This window comes from Pseudomonas sp. Au-Pse12, assembly GCF_021341665.1.
In the GTDB taxonomy this organism is placed as follows: domain Bacteria; phylum Pseudomonadota; class Gammaproteobacteria; order Pseudomonadales; family Pseudomonadaceae; genus Aquipseudomonas.
The window spans coordinates 1-14,761 of sequence record NZ_JAJTTH010000015.1 but is presented as its reverse complement, the minus strand read 5'-3'; the positions used below and the strand labels follow the sequence as shown (position 1 = coordinate 14,761).

The window sequence follows — 14,761 nt, the reverse complement described above, 5'->3', positions numbered from 1 at the left end:
GGACCACACGGACACGGCATGACCTCGCTGAACCTCACCAACCTGGCCTGGACACCCCTGGGCCAGGGCCATTGCCATCACCAGTTCCAACTGCGTGAGGCCAGCCTGCAAGTGGCGGCCGGCGAATTCGTCGGCCTGATCGGGCCCAACGGCAGCGGCAAGACCAGCCTGCTGCGCTGCGCCTACCGCTTCAGCAAGCCGCAGCAGGGCGAGGTGCAGCTGGCCCATCACAATGTGTGGAAGCAGTCGCCGCGCTGGTGCGCGCAACGCATCGCCGTGGTGCTCCAGGAGTTTCCCGACGCCTTCGGCCTGACCGTGGAGGAAGTGGTCGCCATGGGCCGCACGCCGCACAAGGGCCTGTTCGACGGCGACACCGCAGACGACCGACGCATCGCCCGCGAAGCCCTGGAATCGGTGGGCTTGCTGGGCTTCGAGGACCACGCCTTTGCCACCCTTTCCGGCGGTGAAAAACAGCGCGTGATCCTGGCCCGGGCCCTGGCCCAGCAACCGCAGTTGCTGATTCTCGACGAACCGACCAACCACCTCGACCCGCGCTACCAGCTGGAGCTGCTGCAACGGGTCAAGCGCCTGGGCATCGGCACCCTGGCGAGCATCCACGACCTGAACCTGGCCGCCGCGTTCTGCGACCGGCTGTACGTCCTCGATCACGGGCGCATCGTCGCCAGCGGCGCGCCCGACGAAGTGCTCACCGTCGAGCTGCTGCGCAACGTCTTCGGGGTCGATGCCCTGATCGATGCCCACCCCCTGTCCGGCTACCCACGAATCACCTGGATCACTCAACCATGACCTTGCGCTCCCTGCTCCGCCGCAGCCTGTTTCTGGCCCTGTCACTGGGCAGCGCCCAAGCCTTCGCCGCAGCCACCCACTACCCGCTGACGATCAACAGCTGCGACCGCCACGTGACCTTCAAGCAGGCGCCGCAACACGCCCTCAGCCATGACATCAACATGACCCAGATGATGCTCGCCCTGGGGCTCAAGCCGCGCATGGTGGGCTACAGCGGAATCAGCGGCTGGAAAGCCGTGACCCCGCAGATGAGCACCCTGCTCGACGGCTTGCCCGAGCTGGCGGCCAAGTACCCGTCGGTGGAAACCCTGCTCAATGCCAACGTCGACTTTTTCTTCGCCGGCTGGGACTACGGCATGCGCATCGGCGGCGACCTCACGCCGCAGACCCTGGCGCCACTGGGGATCAACGTCTACGAGCTGACCGAGTCCTGCGCCTTCGTGATGAAGCGCCCGGCGGCCAGCCTCGACGACACCTACAACGACCTGCGCAACCTGGGCCGGATCTTCGACGTGCAGGACCGGGCCAACGCGCTGATCGCGCAGATGCAGGAACAGGTCGCCGAGGTACAGAAGGACCTGCCCAAGGACAAGCCACGGGTGTTCCTCTACGACAGCGGCGAAGACCGCGCCATGACCTCGGGCCGCCTGGGCATGCCCCAGGCCCTGATCGACGCGGCCGGCGGGCGCAACATTCTCGACGACGTCGAGGCCAGCTGGACCCGGGTCAACTGGGAAACCGTGGTCGAACGCAACCCGCAGGTGATCGTCATCGTCGACTACAGCGAAGTCAGCGCCGAGCAGAAGCAGCAGTTCCTGCTGAACAACAAGGCCCTGCAAGGGGTCGACGCGATCAAGAACCAGCGTTTCATCGTCATTCCCTATGTGCAGGCCACCCCGGGCATCGACAACGTGCTGGCGGTGGAAACCCTGGCCAAGGGTTTCCACGGCGAATGATCAACCCTCGTTATGCCGCACTGTTGATGGCCCTGGGTGCCCTGTTGCTGGTGTCCTGCGTGGTGTCCCTGGGCTTTGGCCCGGCGCGGGTGCCGGTGGATGTGGTCGGGCGCATCCTGCTGCACAAGGCCCTGGGCCTTGGCGCAGTGGACTGGAGCCCGGGCCAGGAACACATCGTCTGGCTGATCCGCGTACCGCGCATGCTCCTCGGTGCCCTGGTCGGCGCCGGGCTGGCGCTGATCGGCGCGGTGCTGCAAGCGGTGACCCGCAACCCACTGGCCGACCCGCACCTGCTCGGGGTGACCTCCGGCGCCACCCTCGGCGCGGTAATCGTGGTGCTGCACCTGGGGCAGGTCATCGGCCTCCTGACCCTGCCCCTGGCGGCCTTTGTCGGCGCGCTGCTGAGCATGGCCCTGGTGCTGGGGATCGCCGCCCGCAACGGGCGCCTGGACAGCGACCGGCTGCTGCTGTGCGGGGTGGCGGTGTCCTTCGTGATGATGGCGGTGGCCAACCTGCTGCTGTTCATGGGCGATCACCGGGCCAGCTCTGCAGTGATGTTCTGGATGCTCGGCGGCCTGGGCCTGGCGCGCTGGGAATTGCTGGCGGTTCCCGCCGCCAGCGTGCTGCTGGGGCTGGTGTTGCTGCTGGGCATGGCCCGGCCGCTGAATGCCCTGATGGCCGGCGAGCAGACCGCCGTGACCCTGGGCCTGAATGCGCGCAACGTGCGCCTGAAGGTGTTCCTGATCGCCTCGCTGATGACCGGGGTGCTGGTGTCCATCAGCGGTTCCATCGGTTTTGTCGGGCTGATGGTGCCGCACATTGCCCGGCGCCTGGTAGGCGCCGAACATCGTCGCTTGCTACCGGTGTGCGTGCTGCTGGGCAGCGTGTTCCTGGTGTGGGTGGATGTGGCCGCGCGTACCCTGATCGCCCCCGAGGACTTGCCCATCGGCGTGGCCACCGCGGCCATTGGCGGGGTGTTCTTCATCGGCCTGATGCGCCGCCGCTGACCTCGCCCTGCAGGAGCCCTTGCTTTAAGATCGCGCGCTTCGATCTCTCAGGATGAGTCTCATGTTCAGAAGCGCACTCTTGGCCTTGCTGCTCGGTACCTCCCTTGGCGCCCAGGCCGGCACCTCGGTCGACGTCTCGAAAATCTACGGCAACATCCAGATCGTCAACAGCTTCCCCGACTACAAGGTCAAGGTGGTGAACTCCTTTCCCGACCTGAAGGTGAAGCAGGTCAACTCCTTTGCCGACTCGCCGGGCAAGTGGAAGATCGTCAACAGCTATCCCGATTACAAGATCCAGATCGTCGACTCCTTTCCCGATTTCACCATCAAATACGTCGACTCCTTCCCTGGCGTGAACTGAAGCCCTTCGCTGGCCAAGGCTGCCGCTCCGCGGCAGCACCACAATGACGCATCCCTGCGCACCATCCTCTGATCCAGGCCTCCTCTTGGGGCATCGACCGCCCTGCCCCAGCGCCTGAAGCGACGTTTTCATGCCCTGCGGCGACTCGGCACATCCCTTGCAAAACAGCCCTTCAGTACAGGCCGAGGTTTTCACGGAGCCTGTGAAGTCCGCATCTGCCACCTGAAAAAAATCAAAAGTTCATGGAGATCGCACAATGAAGCGTCGTAGTTTGCTCAAGGCTTTCACCCTCTCGGCAAGCATTGCCGCGATGGGCATGACCTGGACCGTCCAGGCCGCCGAGACCATCAAGGTCGGTATCCTGCATTCCCTGTCGGGGACCATGGCGATCTCTGAAACCTCGCTCAAAGACATGGCGCTGATGACCATCGACGAGATCAACGCCAAGGGCGGGGTCAACGGCAAGCTGCTGGAACCGGTGGTGGTGGACCCGGCGTCCAACTGGCCGCTGTTCGCCGAGAAGGGCCGCCAGTTGCTGACCCAGGACAAGGTGGCGGTGGTGTTCGGCTGCTGGACTTCGGTGTCGCGCAAATCGGTGCTGCCGGTGTTCGAGGAACTCAACGGCCTGCTGTTCTACCCGGTGCAGTACGAAGGCGAAGAAATGTCGCCCAACGTCTTCTACACCGGCGCCGCACCGAACCAGCAGGCGATCCCGGCCGTGGAATACCTGATGAGCGAAGATGGCGGCAGCGCCAAGCGCTTCTTCCTGCTGGGCACCGACTACGTCTACCCGCGCACCACCAACAAGATTTTGCGTTCGTTCCTGCACTCCAAGGGCGTGGCCGACAAGGACATCGAAGAGGTCTACACCCCGTTCGGCCACAGCGACTATCAAACCATCGTCGCCAACATCAAGAAGTTCTCCACCGGCGGCAAGACCGCGGTGATTTCCACGGTCAACGGCGACTCCAACGTGCCCTTCTACAAGGAGCTGGCCAACCAGGGCCTGAAGGCCACCGACGTGCCGGTGGTGGCGTTCTCGGTGGGCGAGGAAGAACTGCGCGGCATCGACACCAAGCCGCTGGTGGGCAACCTCGCGGCGTGGAACTACTTCGAGTCGGTGGATAACCCAGTGAACCAGAAATTCGTCGCCGCCTGGAAGGCCTACGCCAAGGCCAAGAACCTGCCCGGCGCGGACAAGGCGGTGACCAACGACCCGATGGAAGCCACCTACGTCGGCATCCACATGTGGGCCCAGGCGGTCGAGAAAGCCAAGTCCACCGAGGTCGACAAAGTTCGTGAGGCACTGGCCGGGCAGACCTTCGCCGCGCCGTCGGGCTACACCCTGACCATGGACAAGACCAACCACCACCTGCACAAGCCGGTGATGATCGGCGAGATCCAGCCAGACGGTCAGTTCAACGTGGTGTGGCAGACCGAAGGGCCGATCCGTGCCCAGCCGTGGAGCCCGTTCATTCCGGGCAACGACAAGAAGCCGGACTACGCGGTCAAGAGCAACTGATCCAGCCCCAGGCCTGACGCCTTCCCTGTAGGAGCGAGCTTGCTCGCGATGAGGTCCGCAGGACCTGCAACGAAAACCGCTCGGCTGGCCGCTGCGCGGATCGCGAGCAAGCTCGCTCCTACGGGTTACCCGGGTGTTTTCAAGGACATCGCCATGCCCACTGCCCTCTACCGCTTGCTCCTCGCCTGCCTGTTGCTGCTGCCCATTGCAGCCCATGCCGGTGAAGCCGAAGATTTTGTCGCGGCCAATTCCAACCAACAGGCGCAACTGCTGGAAACCTGGGCCGCGCAGCCCGACCCGGCACGCCTGGAACTGCTCAAGGCCCTGCAACAAGGCCAGTTGAGCATCGCCGGCGAAAGCAAGACCCTGCGCCTGAACAACCGCCTGCGGGGCCTGATCGACACCACGCTGGCCAGCCATCAATTGCTCGCCGCCGAGGCCAGTACCCGGCTCGATGCCGCCCGGCAATTGCAGAAAAGCGCCAAGCCGGCGCAACTGAAATTCCTCGACGCCCGGCTGGCCGCCGAGCAAGACCCCGGCGTGCACGACGCCCTGAGCCTGGCCCTGGCCAACTTGCAACTGGTGGACGGCGACCCGACGGTGCGCCTGGCCGCCGTGCGCCTGCTGGGGGAAACCGGCGACCCGCTGGCCCGCACCCGCCTCGAAGGCCTGCTGCAACCGGGGGCCGAGGCCGAGGCCAACGTGCGCACCGCCGCCGAAACCAGCCTGGCCCAGGTCAAGCGCAAGCTGCTGGTGGGGGAAGTCCTCGGCCAGGCCTTCAGCGGCTTGTCGCTGGGTTCGATCCTGCTGTTGGCGGCCCTGGGGCTGGCCATCACCTTCGGCCTGCTGGGGGTGATCAACATGGCCCACGGCGAGATGCTGATGCTCGGCGCCTACTCCACCTACGTGGTGCAGTGGCTGTTCCAGCGTTTTGCCCCACAGGCCATCGAGCTCTACCCGTTGCTGGCCCTGCCGGTGGCATTTTTTGTCACCGCCGCAATCGGCATGGCCCTGGAGCGCACGGTAATCCGCCATCTCTACGGCCGCCCCCTGGAAACCCTGCTGGCCACCTGGGGCATCAGCCTGATGCTGATCCAGCTGGTGCGCCTGCTATTCGGCGCGCAGAACGTCGAAGTGGCCAACCCGGCCTGGCTGTCGGGCGGCATCCAGGTCCTGCCCAACCTGGTGCTGCCGTACAACCGCATCGTGATCATCGCCTTCGCCCTGTTTGTCGTCGTGCTCACCTGGCTGCTGCTGAACAAGACGCGCCTGGGCCTGAACGTGCGCGCGGTGACCCAGAACCGCAACATGGCCGCCTGCTGCGGCGTGCCCACCGGACGCGTGGACATGCTCGCCTTCGGCCTCGGCTCGGGCATCGCGGGCCTGGGTGGCGTGGCCCTGAGCCAGATCGGCAACGTCGGCCCGGACCTGGGCCAGAGCTACATCATCGACTCGTTCCTGGTGGTGGTGCTCGGCGGCGTCGGCCAGTTGGCCGGCAGCGTGCTGGCGGCCTTCGGCCTGGGGATCGCCAACAAGATCCTCGAACCGCAGATCGGCGCCGTGCTCGGCAAGATCCTGATCCTCGCGCTGATCATTCTGTTCATCCAGAAACGTCCGCAGGGACTCTTCGCACTGAAAGGACGGGTGATCGACTGATGAACCAGCCATTGATGCTGACCGCCACGCAGAAAGCCGGCCCCAGGCTGACGATTGCCGCCGGCGCCGTGATCCTGAGCCTGCTGCTGGCCCTGCCCCTGCTCTCGCTGCTGCCGGCGGACAACCCGCTGCAGGTCTCGGCCTACACCCTGACCCTGGTGGGCAAGATCCTCTGCTACGCCATCGTCGCCCTGGCCCTGGACCTGGTCTGGGGCTATGCCGGGTTGCTGTCCCTGGGCCACGGTCTGTTCTTCGCCCTGGGCGGCTACGCCATGGGCATGTACCTGATGCGCCAGGCCGCCGGGGATGGCTTGCCGGCGTTCATGACCTTTCTCTCGTGGAACGAGTTGCCCTGGTACTGGGCCGGCACCGAGCACTTCCTCTGGGCCCTGTGCCTGGTGGTGCTGGCGCCGGGCTTGCTGGCCCTGGTGTTCGGTTTCTTCGCCTTCCGCTCACGGATCAAGGGCGTGTACTTCTCGATCATGACCCAGGCCCTGACCTTCGCCGGGATGCTGCTGCTGTTTCGCAACGAGACCGGGTTCGGCGGCAACAACGGCTTCACCAACTTCCGCAGCATCCTGGGTTTCGGCATCACCGAGCCGGGCACCCGGGCGGTGCTGTTCCTGGCCACCGTAGCGCTGCTGGTGGCCAGCCTGTACCTGGGCTGGCGCCTGGCCCGGAGCAAGTTCGGCCGGGTGCTGACCGCCCTGCGCGACGCCGAGAACCGCCTGATGTTCTGCGGCTACGACCCACGCGGCTTCAAGTTGTTCGTCTGGGTGCTGAGCGCCGTGCTCTGTGGCCTGGCCGGGGCCTTGTATGTGCCCCAGGTGGGCATCATCAACCCCAGCGAAATGTCCCCCACCAACTCGATCGAGGCCGCGGTGTGGGTGGCCCTGGGCGGGCGCGGCACGCTGATCGGCCCGCTGCTGGGGGCCGGGCTGGTCAACGGCATGAAGAGCTGGTTCACCGTGGCCTTCCCCGAGTACTGGCTGTTCTTCCTCGGCGCCCTGTTCATCGTGGTGACCCTGTACCTGCCCAAGGGCGTGATCGGCCTGCTGAAGAAACGAGGTGAACAATGAGAGTCACGGCCACGGTGGACTTCATGCTCGAACCCATCCTCGAACCCAACAAGGACCAGGGCAGCAGCCGCGACGCCATCGGCCTTGGCCAGGCCGCCGGCAAGGGCCTGAACACCCGCCATGGAACCATCCTGACCCTGGAAGACATCAGCGTCAGCTTCGACGGTTTCAAGGCCCTCAACGACCTCAACCTGTACATCGGCGTCGGCGAGCTGCGCTGCATCATCGGCCCCAACGGCGCGGGCAAGACCACCCTGATGGACGTGATCACCGGCAAGACCCGGCCGACCCGGGGCAAGGCCTGGTTCGGCGAAACCCTGGACCTGACCCGGATGAGCGAAGTGCAGATCGCCCAGGCCGGGATCGGCCGCAAGTTCCAGAAACCCACGGTGTTCGAGGCCTTGAGCGTGTTCGAGAACCTGGAGCTGGCGCAGAAGACCGACAAGTCGGTGTGGGCCAGCCTCGGCGCGCGCCTGAGCAGCGAACAGCAGGACCGCATCGCCCAGGTGCTGGAGACCATTCGCCTGAGCCCCTCGGCCCAGCGCCAGGCCGGCCTGTTGTCCCACGGCCAGAAGCAGTTCCTGGAGATCGGCATGCTGCTGATGCAGGACCCGCAACTGCTGTTGCTCGACGAACCGGTGGCGGGCATGACCGATGCCGAGACCGAGTTCACCGCCGAGCTGTTCAAGACCCTGGCCGGCAAGCACTCGCTGATGGTGGTGGAGCACGACATGGGCTTTGTCGGCTCGATTGCCGACCACGTCACCGTGCTGCACCAGGGCAGCGTGCTGGCCGAAGGGTCGCTGGAGCAGGTGCAGGAAAACGAGCGGGTGATCGAGGTCTACCTGGGCCGCTGACCCAACCAACCACCTTTGTAGCCGCTGCCGCAGGCTGCGATCGGCCTTGAAGAGGACGTGCTCTGCAAGGCCCATGAAGGTCCTGTGGACCTTGTCGCAGCCTGCGGCAGCGGCTACAGGTTTTTGAAGGAATCCGAACATGCTGCAAGTCGACCAGTTGCACCAGTACTACGGCGGTAGCCACATCCTCCGGGGCCTGAGCTTCGAAGCGCGGATCGGCGAAGTGACCTGCCTGCTCGGGCGCAACGGCGTGGGCAAGACCACCCTGCTCAAATGCCTGATGGGCCTGCTGTCGGCCAAACAGGGAGCGGTGCACTGGGAAGGCCAGGCCATCACCGGCTACAAGCCGCACCAGCGCGTTCACGCCGGCATCGCCTACGTGCCCCAGGGCCGGGAAATCTTCGGCCGCCTGACCGTCGAGGAAAACCTGCTGATGGGCCTTTCGCGTTTCGGCGCGCAAGAAGCCAAGGCAGTCCCGGCCTTCATCTATGAGCTGTTTCCAGTGCTGTTGCAGATGAAGCAGCGCCGTGGCGGCGACCTTTCCGGTGGCCAGCAGCAACAGCTGGCCATCGGCCGGGCCCTGGCCAGTCGGCCCCGGCTGCTGATCCTCGATGAGCCCACCGAAGGCATCCAGCCCTCGGTGATCAAGGAGATCGGCGCGGTGATCAAGCAGCTCGCGGCCCGGGGCGACATGGCGATTGTGCTGGTGGAGCAGTTCTACGATTTTGCCGCCGAACTGGCCGACCAGTACCTGGTGATGTCCCGCGGGGAAATCATCCAGCAGGGCCGTGGCGAAAATATGCAGGCCGACGGTGTACGCGGCCTGGTTACGATCTAATCTGTAGCCTCCTAACGATAACGACCGAGCATGAACCTACCTGCCGCCACCGCCCTGTTCACCCCCAGCTGGCACGCCGAGCTGGAGCTGGCCTACGCCCGCTTCGGTGCCAGCACGCGCCCGGTGCTGCGCCGCCACCTGGGGCCGCTGCGGGTGCAGAAGCACCTGTACGCCGAAGGCCCCGAGGTGTGCCAGCACATCATCGTCCACCCGCCTGGCGGCATCGCCGGCGGCGACCGGCTGGCCATCCGTGCCCGGGTCGACAGCGGTGCCTGGGCCCAGTTGACCAGCCCCGGCGCCGCCAAGTGGTATCGCGCCAACGGCCCGGCCGGGCAGACCCTGGACCTGCAGGTGGCCGCGGGAGCGACCCTGGAGTGGCTGCCCCAGGAAACCATTGTCTTCAGCGCCGCCCAGGCCGAACTGACGACCCGGATCGACCTGCAAGGCGACGCCCGGCTGTTCTACTGGGACATCGTCGCCCTCGGTCGCCCGGCCAGCGGCGAGCGTTTCGAATTGGGGTATGTCCAGGCCCACCTGGACATCCGCCGCGACGGCCGGCCGCTGTGGCATGAACGCCAGCGCATCACCGGCGGCGATGGCCTGCTGGACTCGCCCATCGGCCTGGACGGCCAGCCGGTGTTCGCCACCTTGCTGGTGACCGGTGAAATCGACAGCCAACTGCTGGAGCGTTGCCGCGCCCTGGAACACCCGGTGCGCGGCGACCTGAGCCAGCTGCCGGGGCTGCTGGTGGCCCGCTGCCTGGCCAGCGAGGCCCTGCTGGCCCGTGCCTGGCTGATCGACCTGTGGCGCTTGCTGCGCCCGGCCCTGCTGGGCCGCGAGGCCCTACCGCCAAGGATCTGGAACACATGAAACACCTGCCCTTTTCAAACTGCCCAACGACGGATCGATCACGATGGACCTGACCCCACGCGAAAAAGACAAGCTGCTGATCTTCACCGCCGGCCTGGTGGCCGAGCGGCGACTGGCCCGCGGCCTCAAGCTCAATTACCCGGAGGCCATGGCCTACATTTCCGCCGCGCTGCTCGAAGGCGCCCGGGACGGCCAGACCGTGGCCGACCTGATGCACTACGGCACCACCCTGCTCAGCCGCGAACAGGTGATGGAGGGCATCCCGGAGATGATCCCGGAGATTCAAGTGGAAGCCACCTTCCCCGACGGCACCAAGCTGGTCACCGTCCACCAACCCATCGCCTGAGGCCGCGCCATGACTTATCGCATCCGCGATGCGCTGCACGCCGACCTGCCAGCGATCCGCGACATCTACAACGACGCCGTGCAGAACACCACGGCGATCTGGAACGAGCAACCGGTGGACCTGGGCAACCGCCAGGCCTGGTTCAGCGCGCGCCAGGGCCAGGGCTACCCGATCCTGGTGATCGTCAACGCCGAGGAGCAGGTGCTCGGCTACGCTTCCTTCGGCGACTGGCGGCCCTTCGACGGCTTTCGCCACACCGTGGAACATTCGGTCTACGTGCGCAGCGACCAACGCGGCAAAGGCCTGGGCCCGCTGTTGATGGAGGTGCTGGTGGAGCGCGCCAGAAGCGCTGGCAAGCACGTGATGGTGGCCGCCATCGAAAGTGGCAACCACGCCTCGATCCGCCTGCATGAGCGCCTCGGTTTCATCAGCACCGGGCAGATGCCCCAGGTGGGCAGCAAGTTCGGGCGCTGGCTGGACCTGACCTTCATGCAGCTGATTCTCAACCCCGGGGCGCAACCGCCCGCCCCTCACCAGGAGTGACCTCTCGATGAACGCCGCCCAACTGCGCCGAGTCCATGGAGAAAGCTTTGCCCATTACCGTCAGGGACTGATCGACCTGCTGCTGGACGCGGTGCAACACGGCGCCTCCATCGGCTTCATGGCCGACCTCGACGACGCTCAGGCTCGGGCCTACCTCGGCAGCGTGCAGGCCGGGGTCGAGGACGGCAGCCTGCTGCTGTGGGTGGTGGTTGACGACGAGAAGGTCCTGGCCAGCGTGCAGCTGGCGCTGTGCATGAAGGCCAACGGACGCAACCGCGCCGAGGTGCAGAAACTCCAGGTGCTGCACAGCGCCCGGCGCCGTGGCCTGGGCCAGCAACTGATGAATGCCCTGGAACAGGCCGCCCGCCAGCACCGACGCGGGCTGCTGTACCTGGACACCGAAGCCGGCTCGGCGGCGGAAGCGTTCTACCGCGCCCTGGGTTACACCCGGGTCGGTGAACTGCCCAACTACTGCCAGAGCCCGGACGGCACCTACACCCCCACCGCCATCTACTTCAAGACCCTGGGACAACCGCTATGATTCCTGGCCAATACCAGATCCAGCCCGGCGAGATCGAACTCAACGCCGGGCGCCGCACCCTGACCCTGAAGGTATCCAACAGCGGCGACCGGCCGATCCAGGTCGGCTCGCACTACCACTTTTTCGAAACCAACGACGCCCTGAGCTTCGACCGCGCCGCCAGCCGCGGCATGCGCCTGAACATCGCCGCCGGCACCGCGGTGCGTTTCGAACCGGGCCAGACCCGGGAAGTGGAACTGGTGGAACTGGCCGGCAAGCGCCGGGTGTTCGGTTTCGCCGGGCGCATCATGGGCGACCTCTGAACGCAGCGCCCAGTGGCACGCTTCAAGCGGCCAGCAACAGCGGCCTGAAGCGCTATCGATGTCTTTTGATTTTTCTTGCAGCTGGCAGCTTGAAGCTTGCCGCTCATTTCCGAGGAACGAGGAATGCGCATTTCCCGTGAAGCCTACGCCGACATGTTCGGCCCCACCGTGGGCGACAAGGTACGGCTGGCCGACACCGAGTTGTGGATCGAAGTGGAGAAGGACTTCACCACCTACGGTGAAGAAGTGAAGTTCGGTGGCGGCAAGGTGATCCGCGACGGCATGGGCCAGAGCCAACTGCTGGCGGCCGAGGTGGTGGATACGCTGATCACCAACGCGCTGATCATCGATCACTGGGGCATCGTCAAGGCCGACGTGGGCCTCAAGGACGGGCGCATCGCCGCCATCGGCAAGGCTGGCAACCCGGATATCCAGCCGGACGTGACCATCGCCATCGGCGCCAGCACCGAAGTGATCGCCGGGGAAGGCATGATCCTCACCGCCGGCGGCATCGACACCCATATCCACTTCATCTGCCCGCAGCAGATCGAAGAAGCGCTGATGAGTGGCGTCACCACCATGATCGGCGGCGGCACCGGACCCGCCACCGGGACCAACGCCACCACCTGCACCTCGGGGCCGTGGCACATGGCGCGCATGCTCCAGGCCGCGGACGCCTTCCCGATGAACATCGGCTTTACCGGCAAGGGCAACGCCAGCCTGCCGGAGCCGCTGATCGAACAGGTCAAGGCCGGGGCCATCGGCCTCAAGCTGCATGAGGACTGGGGCAGCACCCCGGCCAGCATCGACAATTGCCTGAGCGTGGCCGACCAGTACGACGTGCAGGTGGCGATCCACACCGACACCCTCAACGAGTCAGGCTTCGTCGAAACCACCCTCGCGGCCTTCAAGGGGCGGACCATCCACACCTACCACACCGAAGGCGCCGGCGGCGGCCACGCCCCGGACATCATCAAGGCCTGTGGTTTTTCCAACGTGCTGCCCAGCTCCACCAACCCGACCCGGCCCTTCACCCGCAACACCATCGACGAACACCTGGACATGCTCATGGTCTGCCATCACCTGGACCCGAGCATCGCCGAGGACGTGGCCTTCGCCGAAAGCCGCATCCGCCGCGAGACCATCGCCGCCGAGGACATCCTCCACGACCTGGGGGCGTTCTCGATGATCAGCTCCGACAGCCAGGCCATGGGCCGGGTCGGCGAGGTGGTGACCCGCACCTGGCAGACCGCCGACAAGATGCACAAGCAGCGCGGCCCGCTGCCGGGCGATGGCCCGGGTAACAGCAACTTCCGGGTCAAGCGCTACATCGCCAAGTACACCATCAACCCGGCGATCACCCACGGCATCAGCCATGAAGTGGGCTCCATCGAAGTCGGCAAGTGGGCCGACCTGGTGCTCTGGCGCCCGGCGTTCTTCGGGGTCAAGCCGACCCTGATCCTCAAGGGCGGGGCGATTGCCGCAAGCCTGATGGGCGACGCCAACGCCTCGATCCCGACCCCGCAGCCGGTGCACTACCGGCCGATGTTCGCCAGCTATGGCGGCAGCCGCCACGCCACCAGCCTGACCTTTATCAGCCAGGCGGCGCTGGACGCCGGAGTACCGGAACAATTGGGCCTGAAGAAACGCATCGCCGTGGTCAAGGGCTGTCGCACGGTGCAAAAGAGCGACCTGATCCACAACGACTACCTGCCCACTATCGAGGTCGATCCGCAGACCTATCAGGTCAGGGCCGATGGCGTTCTGCTTTGGTGTGAACCGGCGGATGTGCTGCCCATGGCGCAGCGCTATTTTCTCTTCTAGAACCCGCCCGCCACTGGGCAGGATGGCTGCTGGAGCCACTGATTAGGCGCTAAGATGCGTCTCGGTTTTCCACTCTCTGCCCAGTAAGGTGCCCGGCTATGCGCCTGTCCGACTTTATCGTGCAGCACGTTGATCGAATCGTTGATGAATGGGAACAGTTTGCCAGGAGCCTGGCCCCCAACACCCTGACCCGCCGTGACCTGCGCGACCACTCTCGCTCGATCCTGCTGGCTGCCGCCCGGGACATGTGCACCGCGCAAAGCCCCGGCGAACAGGTGGCCAAGGCCAAGGGCGAAGGCCCGGAGAAGACCCCGAGCCTGGATGCCGCGGCCGCCAGCCATGGCGAACTGCGCCATCACGTGGGCTTCGACCTGGTGCAGATGACCTCGGAGTTCCGCCACCTGCGGGCCTGCGTGATCCGCCTGTGGGTGGCCAGCCTGGCGACCCCGGACCTGGAGCACCTGCAGGACATGATCCGCTTCAACGAGGCGATCGACGAAGCCCTGGCCGAGTCCACCTCCGCCTATGCCGAGCAGGTCAGCCGCTCGCGGGACATCTTCCTGGCGATTCTTGGCCACGATCTGCGGGCGCCGCTGCAAGCGGTGAGCATGTCCACCGAGATGCTGGCGCGCAAAGTACCGCTGGACGACGACGCCCAGGCCTTCGTTTCACGCATCAAGAGCGGCACCCGGCACATGGGCGCCATGGTCAGCGATTTGCTGGAATTCGTCCGCAGCCGCCTGGGCAACGGCCTGCCCATCGACCCCGCGCCCATGGACCTGGCCAGCGCGGCCAGGGCGGCGATGGACGAAGCCTGCGCGGGCCAGCCCGACTGCCTGCCGCTATTGAGCTTCGAAGGTGACAGCCACGGCATCTGGGACCGCGCCCGCATCGAGCAGATGCTGCAGAACCTGATCGGCAACGCCCTGCAGCACGGCAGCAACCGCCGCACCGTGACGGTGACCCTCACCGGCGGCGCCGAGCAAGTGCTACTGACCGTGCACAACTACGGCGCCCCCATCCCCCAGGAAGCCTTGGCCACCCTGTTTGACCCGCTGGTACGCAGTGCCGACGAGGAGCTGGGCAGTACCAGCACCAGCCTTGGCCTGGGCTTGTTCATCGTCAAGGAAGTGGTGACGGCGCACCAGGGCAGCATCGAAGTCAGCTCCAGCGAGAGCGACGGCACCACTTTCACCGTCACCCTGCCACGCGTCTCCCGCGCCTGAGGCACGTTACAAACGCTAGCGCCCGT

The 14,761-nt window shown here is 65.8% G+C and carries 16 protein-coding genes; all 16 read left to right on the top strand.

All coding sequences use genetic code 11. The features are described from left to right. The first annotated feature begins 18 nt into the window (after nucleotides 1–18). The 16 genes from LXM55_RS29595 to LXM55_RS29520 all read left to right on the top strand — a co-directional run bounded on the left by LXM55_RS29595 (nucleotide 19) and on the right by LXM55_RS29520 (nucleotide 14,735). The gene (locus LXM55_RS29595) at nucleotides 19–807 is read left to right on the top strand and encodes an ABC transporter ATP-binding protein (protein ID WP_233323665.1); all 789 of its coding nucleotides are present in this window, start codon (nucleotides 19–21) and stop codon (nucleotides 805–807) included. Further along, nucleotides 804–1,763, top strand: coding sequence for an ABC transporter substrate-binding protein (locus LXM55_RS29590; protein ID WP_233323664.1), 960 nt, complete (start codon nucleotides 804–806; stop codon nucleotides 1,761–1,763). The genes LXM55_RS29595 and LXM55_RS29590 overlap by 4 nt, the downstream gene beginning before the upstream one ends. Then, nucleotides 1,760–2,770, top strand: a complete 1,011-nt coding sequence (locus tag LXM55_RS29585; RefSeq protein WP_233323663.1) for a FecCD family ABC transporter permease — start codon at nucleotides 1,760–1,762, stop codon at nucleotides 2,768–2,770. Before LXM55_RS29590 ends, LXM55_RS29585 begins: the two co-directional genes overlap by 4 nt. A gap of 61 nt (nucleotides 2,771–2,831) precedes the next feature. Continuing rightward, nucleotides 2,832–3,131 (top strand): hypothetical protein, encoded by a 300-nt coding sequence (locus tag LXM55_RS29580; RefSeq protein WP_233323662.1) that lies wholly within the window; start codon nucleotides 2,832–2,834, stop codon nucleotides 3,129–3,131. Nucleotides 3,132–3,387: 256 nt separating this feature from the next. Beyond that, complete coding sequence (urtA, locus tag LXM55_RS29575; RefSeq protein ID WP_233323661.1) at nucleotides 3,388–4,653, top strand: urea ABC transporter substrate-binding protein; 1,266 nt, start codon at nucleotides 3,388–3,390, stop codon at nucleotides 4,651–4,653. 153 nt (nucleotides 4,654–4,806) lie between these two features. Further along, the gene (gene urtB / locus LXM55_RS29570) at nucleotides 4,807–6,309 is read left to right on the top strand and encodes an urea ABC transporter permease subunit UrtB (RefSeq protein WP_233323660.1); all 1,503 of its coding nucleotides are present in this window, start codon (nucleotides 4,807–4,809) and stop codon (nucleotides 6,307–6,309) included. Next, nucleotides 6,309–7,388, top strand: a complete 1,080-nt coding sequence (gene urtC, locus LXM55_RS29565) for an urea ABC transporter permease subunit UrtC (RefSeq protein WP_233323659.1) — start codon at nucleotides 6,309–6,311, stop codon at nucleotides 7,386–7,388. Before urtB ends, urtC begins: the two co-directional genes overlap by 1 nt. Then, the gene (gene urtD, locus LXM55_RS29560) at nucleotides 7,385–8,245 is read left to right on the top strand and encodes an urea ABC transporter ATP-binding protein UrtD (RefSeq protein WP_442799799.1); all 861 of its coding nucleotides are present in this window, start codon (nucleotides 7,385–7,387) and stop codon (nucleotides 8,243–8,245) included. The genes urtC and urtD overlap by 4 nt, the downstream gene beginning before the upstream one ends. 139 nt (nucleotides 8,246–8,384) lie before the next feature. Further along, the gene (gene urtE / locus LXM55_RS29555; RefSeq protein WP_233323658.1) at nucleotides 8,385–9,083 is read left to right on the top strand and encodes an urea ABC transporter ATP-binding subunit UrtE; all 699 of its coding nucleotides are present in this window, start codon (nucleotides 8,385–8,387) and stop codon (nucleotides 9,081–9,083) included. Between the two features lie 30 nt (nucleotides 9,084–9,113). Further along, nucleotides 9,114–9,953 carry an urease accessory protein UreD gene (locus tag LXM55_RS29550; RefSeq protein WP_233323657.1) on the top strand — a complete coding sequence of 280 codons (840 nt, stop codon included), beginning with the start codon at nucleotides 9,114–9,116 and terminating at the stop codon, nucleotides 9,951–9,953. 43 nt (nucleotides 9,954–9,996) lie between these two features. Then, nucleotides 9,997–10,299: an urease subunit gamma gene (locus LXM55_RS29545; RefSeq protein WP_016967035.1), complete on the top strand. Its 303-nt coding sequence runs from the start codon at nucleotides 9,997–9,999 to the stop codon at nucleotides 10,297–10,299. Nucleotides 10,300–10,308: 9 nt separating this feature from the next. Further along, complete coding sequence (locus LXM55_RS29540) at nucleotides 10,309–10,842, top strand: GNAT family N-acetyltransferase (RefSeq protein ID WP_233323656.1); 534 nt, start codon at nucleotides 10,309–10,311, stop codon at nucleotides 10,840–10,842. Between the two features lie 7 nt (nucleotides 10,843–10,849). Further along, on the top strand, nucleotides 10,850–11,383 hold the full coding sequence (locus LXM55_RS29535) for a GNAT family N-acetyltransferase (protein WP_233323655.1): 534 nt from the start codon (nucleotides 10,850–10,852) through the stop codon (nucleotides 11,381–11,383). Continuing rightward, nucleotides 11,380–11,685 carry an urease subunit beta gene (locus LXM55_RS29530; RefSeq protein ID WP_233323654.1) on the top strand — a complete coding sequence of 102 codons (306 nt, stop codon included), beginning with the start codon at nucleotides 11,380–11,382 and terminating at the stop codon, nucleotides 11,683–11,685. The genes LXM55_RS29535 and LXM55_RS29530 overlap by 4 nt, the downstream gene beginning before the upstream one ends. A gap of 123 nt (nucleotides 11,686–11,808) precedes the next feature. Further along, complete coding sequence (gene ureC / locus LXM55_RS29525; protein WP_233323653.1) at nucleotides 11,809–13,509, top strand: urease subunit alpha; 1,701 nt, start codon at nucleotides 11,809–11,811, stop codon at nucleotides 13,507–13,509. A gap of 98 nt (nucleotides 13,510–13,607) precedes the next feature. Further along, entirely contained in the window at nucleotides 13,608–14,735 is a 1,128-nt protein-coding gene (locus LXM55_RS29520) for a sensor histidine kinase (protein ID WP_233323652.1), read from the top strand. The last annotated feature ends 26 nt before the right edge of the window (nucleotides 14,736–14,761 follow it).

Coding starts and splice junctions, on each gene's coding strand:
- LXM55_RS29585 (WP_233323663.1), top strand. CDS start 1,760: ATGATCAACCCTCGTTATGCCGCACTGTTGATGGCCCTGGGTGCCCTG.
- LXM55_RS29580 (WP_233323662.1), top strand. CDS start 2,832: ATGTTCAGAAGCGCACTCTTGGCCTTGCTGCTCGGTACCTCCCTTGGC.
- LXM55_RS29545 (WP_016967035.1), top strand. CDS start 9,997: ATGGACCTGACCCCACGCGAAAAAGACAAGCTGCTGATCTTCACCGCC.
- urtE (WP_233323658.1), top strand. CDS start 8,385: ATGCTGCAAGTCGACCAGTTGCACCAGTACTACGGCGGTAGCCACATC.
- LXM55_RS29530 (WP_233323654.1), top strand. CDS start 11,380: ATGATTCCTGGCCAATACCAGATCCAGCCCGGCGAGATCGAACTCAAC.
- urtB (WP_233323660.1), top strand. CDS start 4,807: ATGCCCACTGCCCTCTACCGCTTGCTCCTCGCCTGCCTGTTGCTGCTG.
- urtD (WP_442799799.1), top strand. CDS start 7,385: ATGAGAGTCACGGCCACGGTGGACTTCATGCTCGAACCCATCCTCGAA.
- LXM55_RS29540 (WP_233323656.1), top strand. CDS start 10,309: ATGACTTATCGCATCCGCGATGCGCTGCACGCCGACCTGCCAGCGATC.
- LXM55_RS29590 (WP_233323664.1), top strand. CDS start 804: ATGACCTTGCGCTCCCTGCTCCGCCGCAGCCTGTTTCTGGCCCTGTCA.
- LXM55_RS29595 (WP_233323665.1), top strand. CDS start 19: ATGACCTCGCTGAACCTCACCAACCTGGCCTGGACACCCCTGGGCCAG.
- LXM55_RS29550 (WP_233323657.1), top strand. CDS start 9,114: ATGAACCTACCTGCCGCCACCGCCCTGTTCACCCCCAGCTGGCACGCC.
- urtA (WP_233323661.1), top strand. CDS start 3,388: ATGAAGCGTCGTAGTTTGCTCAAGGCTTTCACCCTCTCGGCAAGCATT.
- urtC (WP_233323659.1), top strand. CDS start 6,309: ATGAACCAGCCATTGATGCTGACCGCCACGCAGAAAGCCGGCCCCAGG.
- ureC (WP_233323653.1), top strand. CDS start 11,809: ATGCGCATTTCCCGTGAAGCCTACGCCGACATGTTCGGCCCCACCGTG.
- LXM55_RS29520 (WP_233323652.1), top strand. CDS start 13,608: ATGCGCCTGTCCGACTTTATCGTGCAGCACGTTGATCGAATCGTTGAT.
- LXM55_RS29535 (WP_233323655.1), top strand. CDS start 10,850: ATGAACGCCGCCCAACTGCGCCGAGTCCATGGAGAAAGCTTTGCCCAT.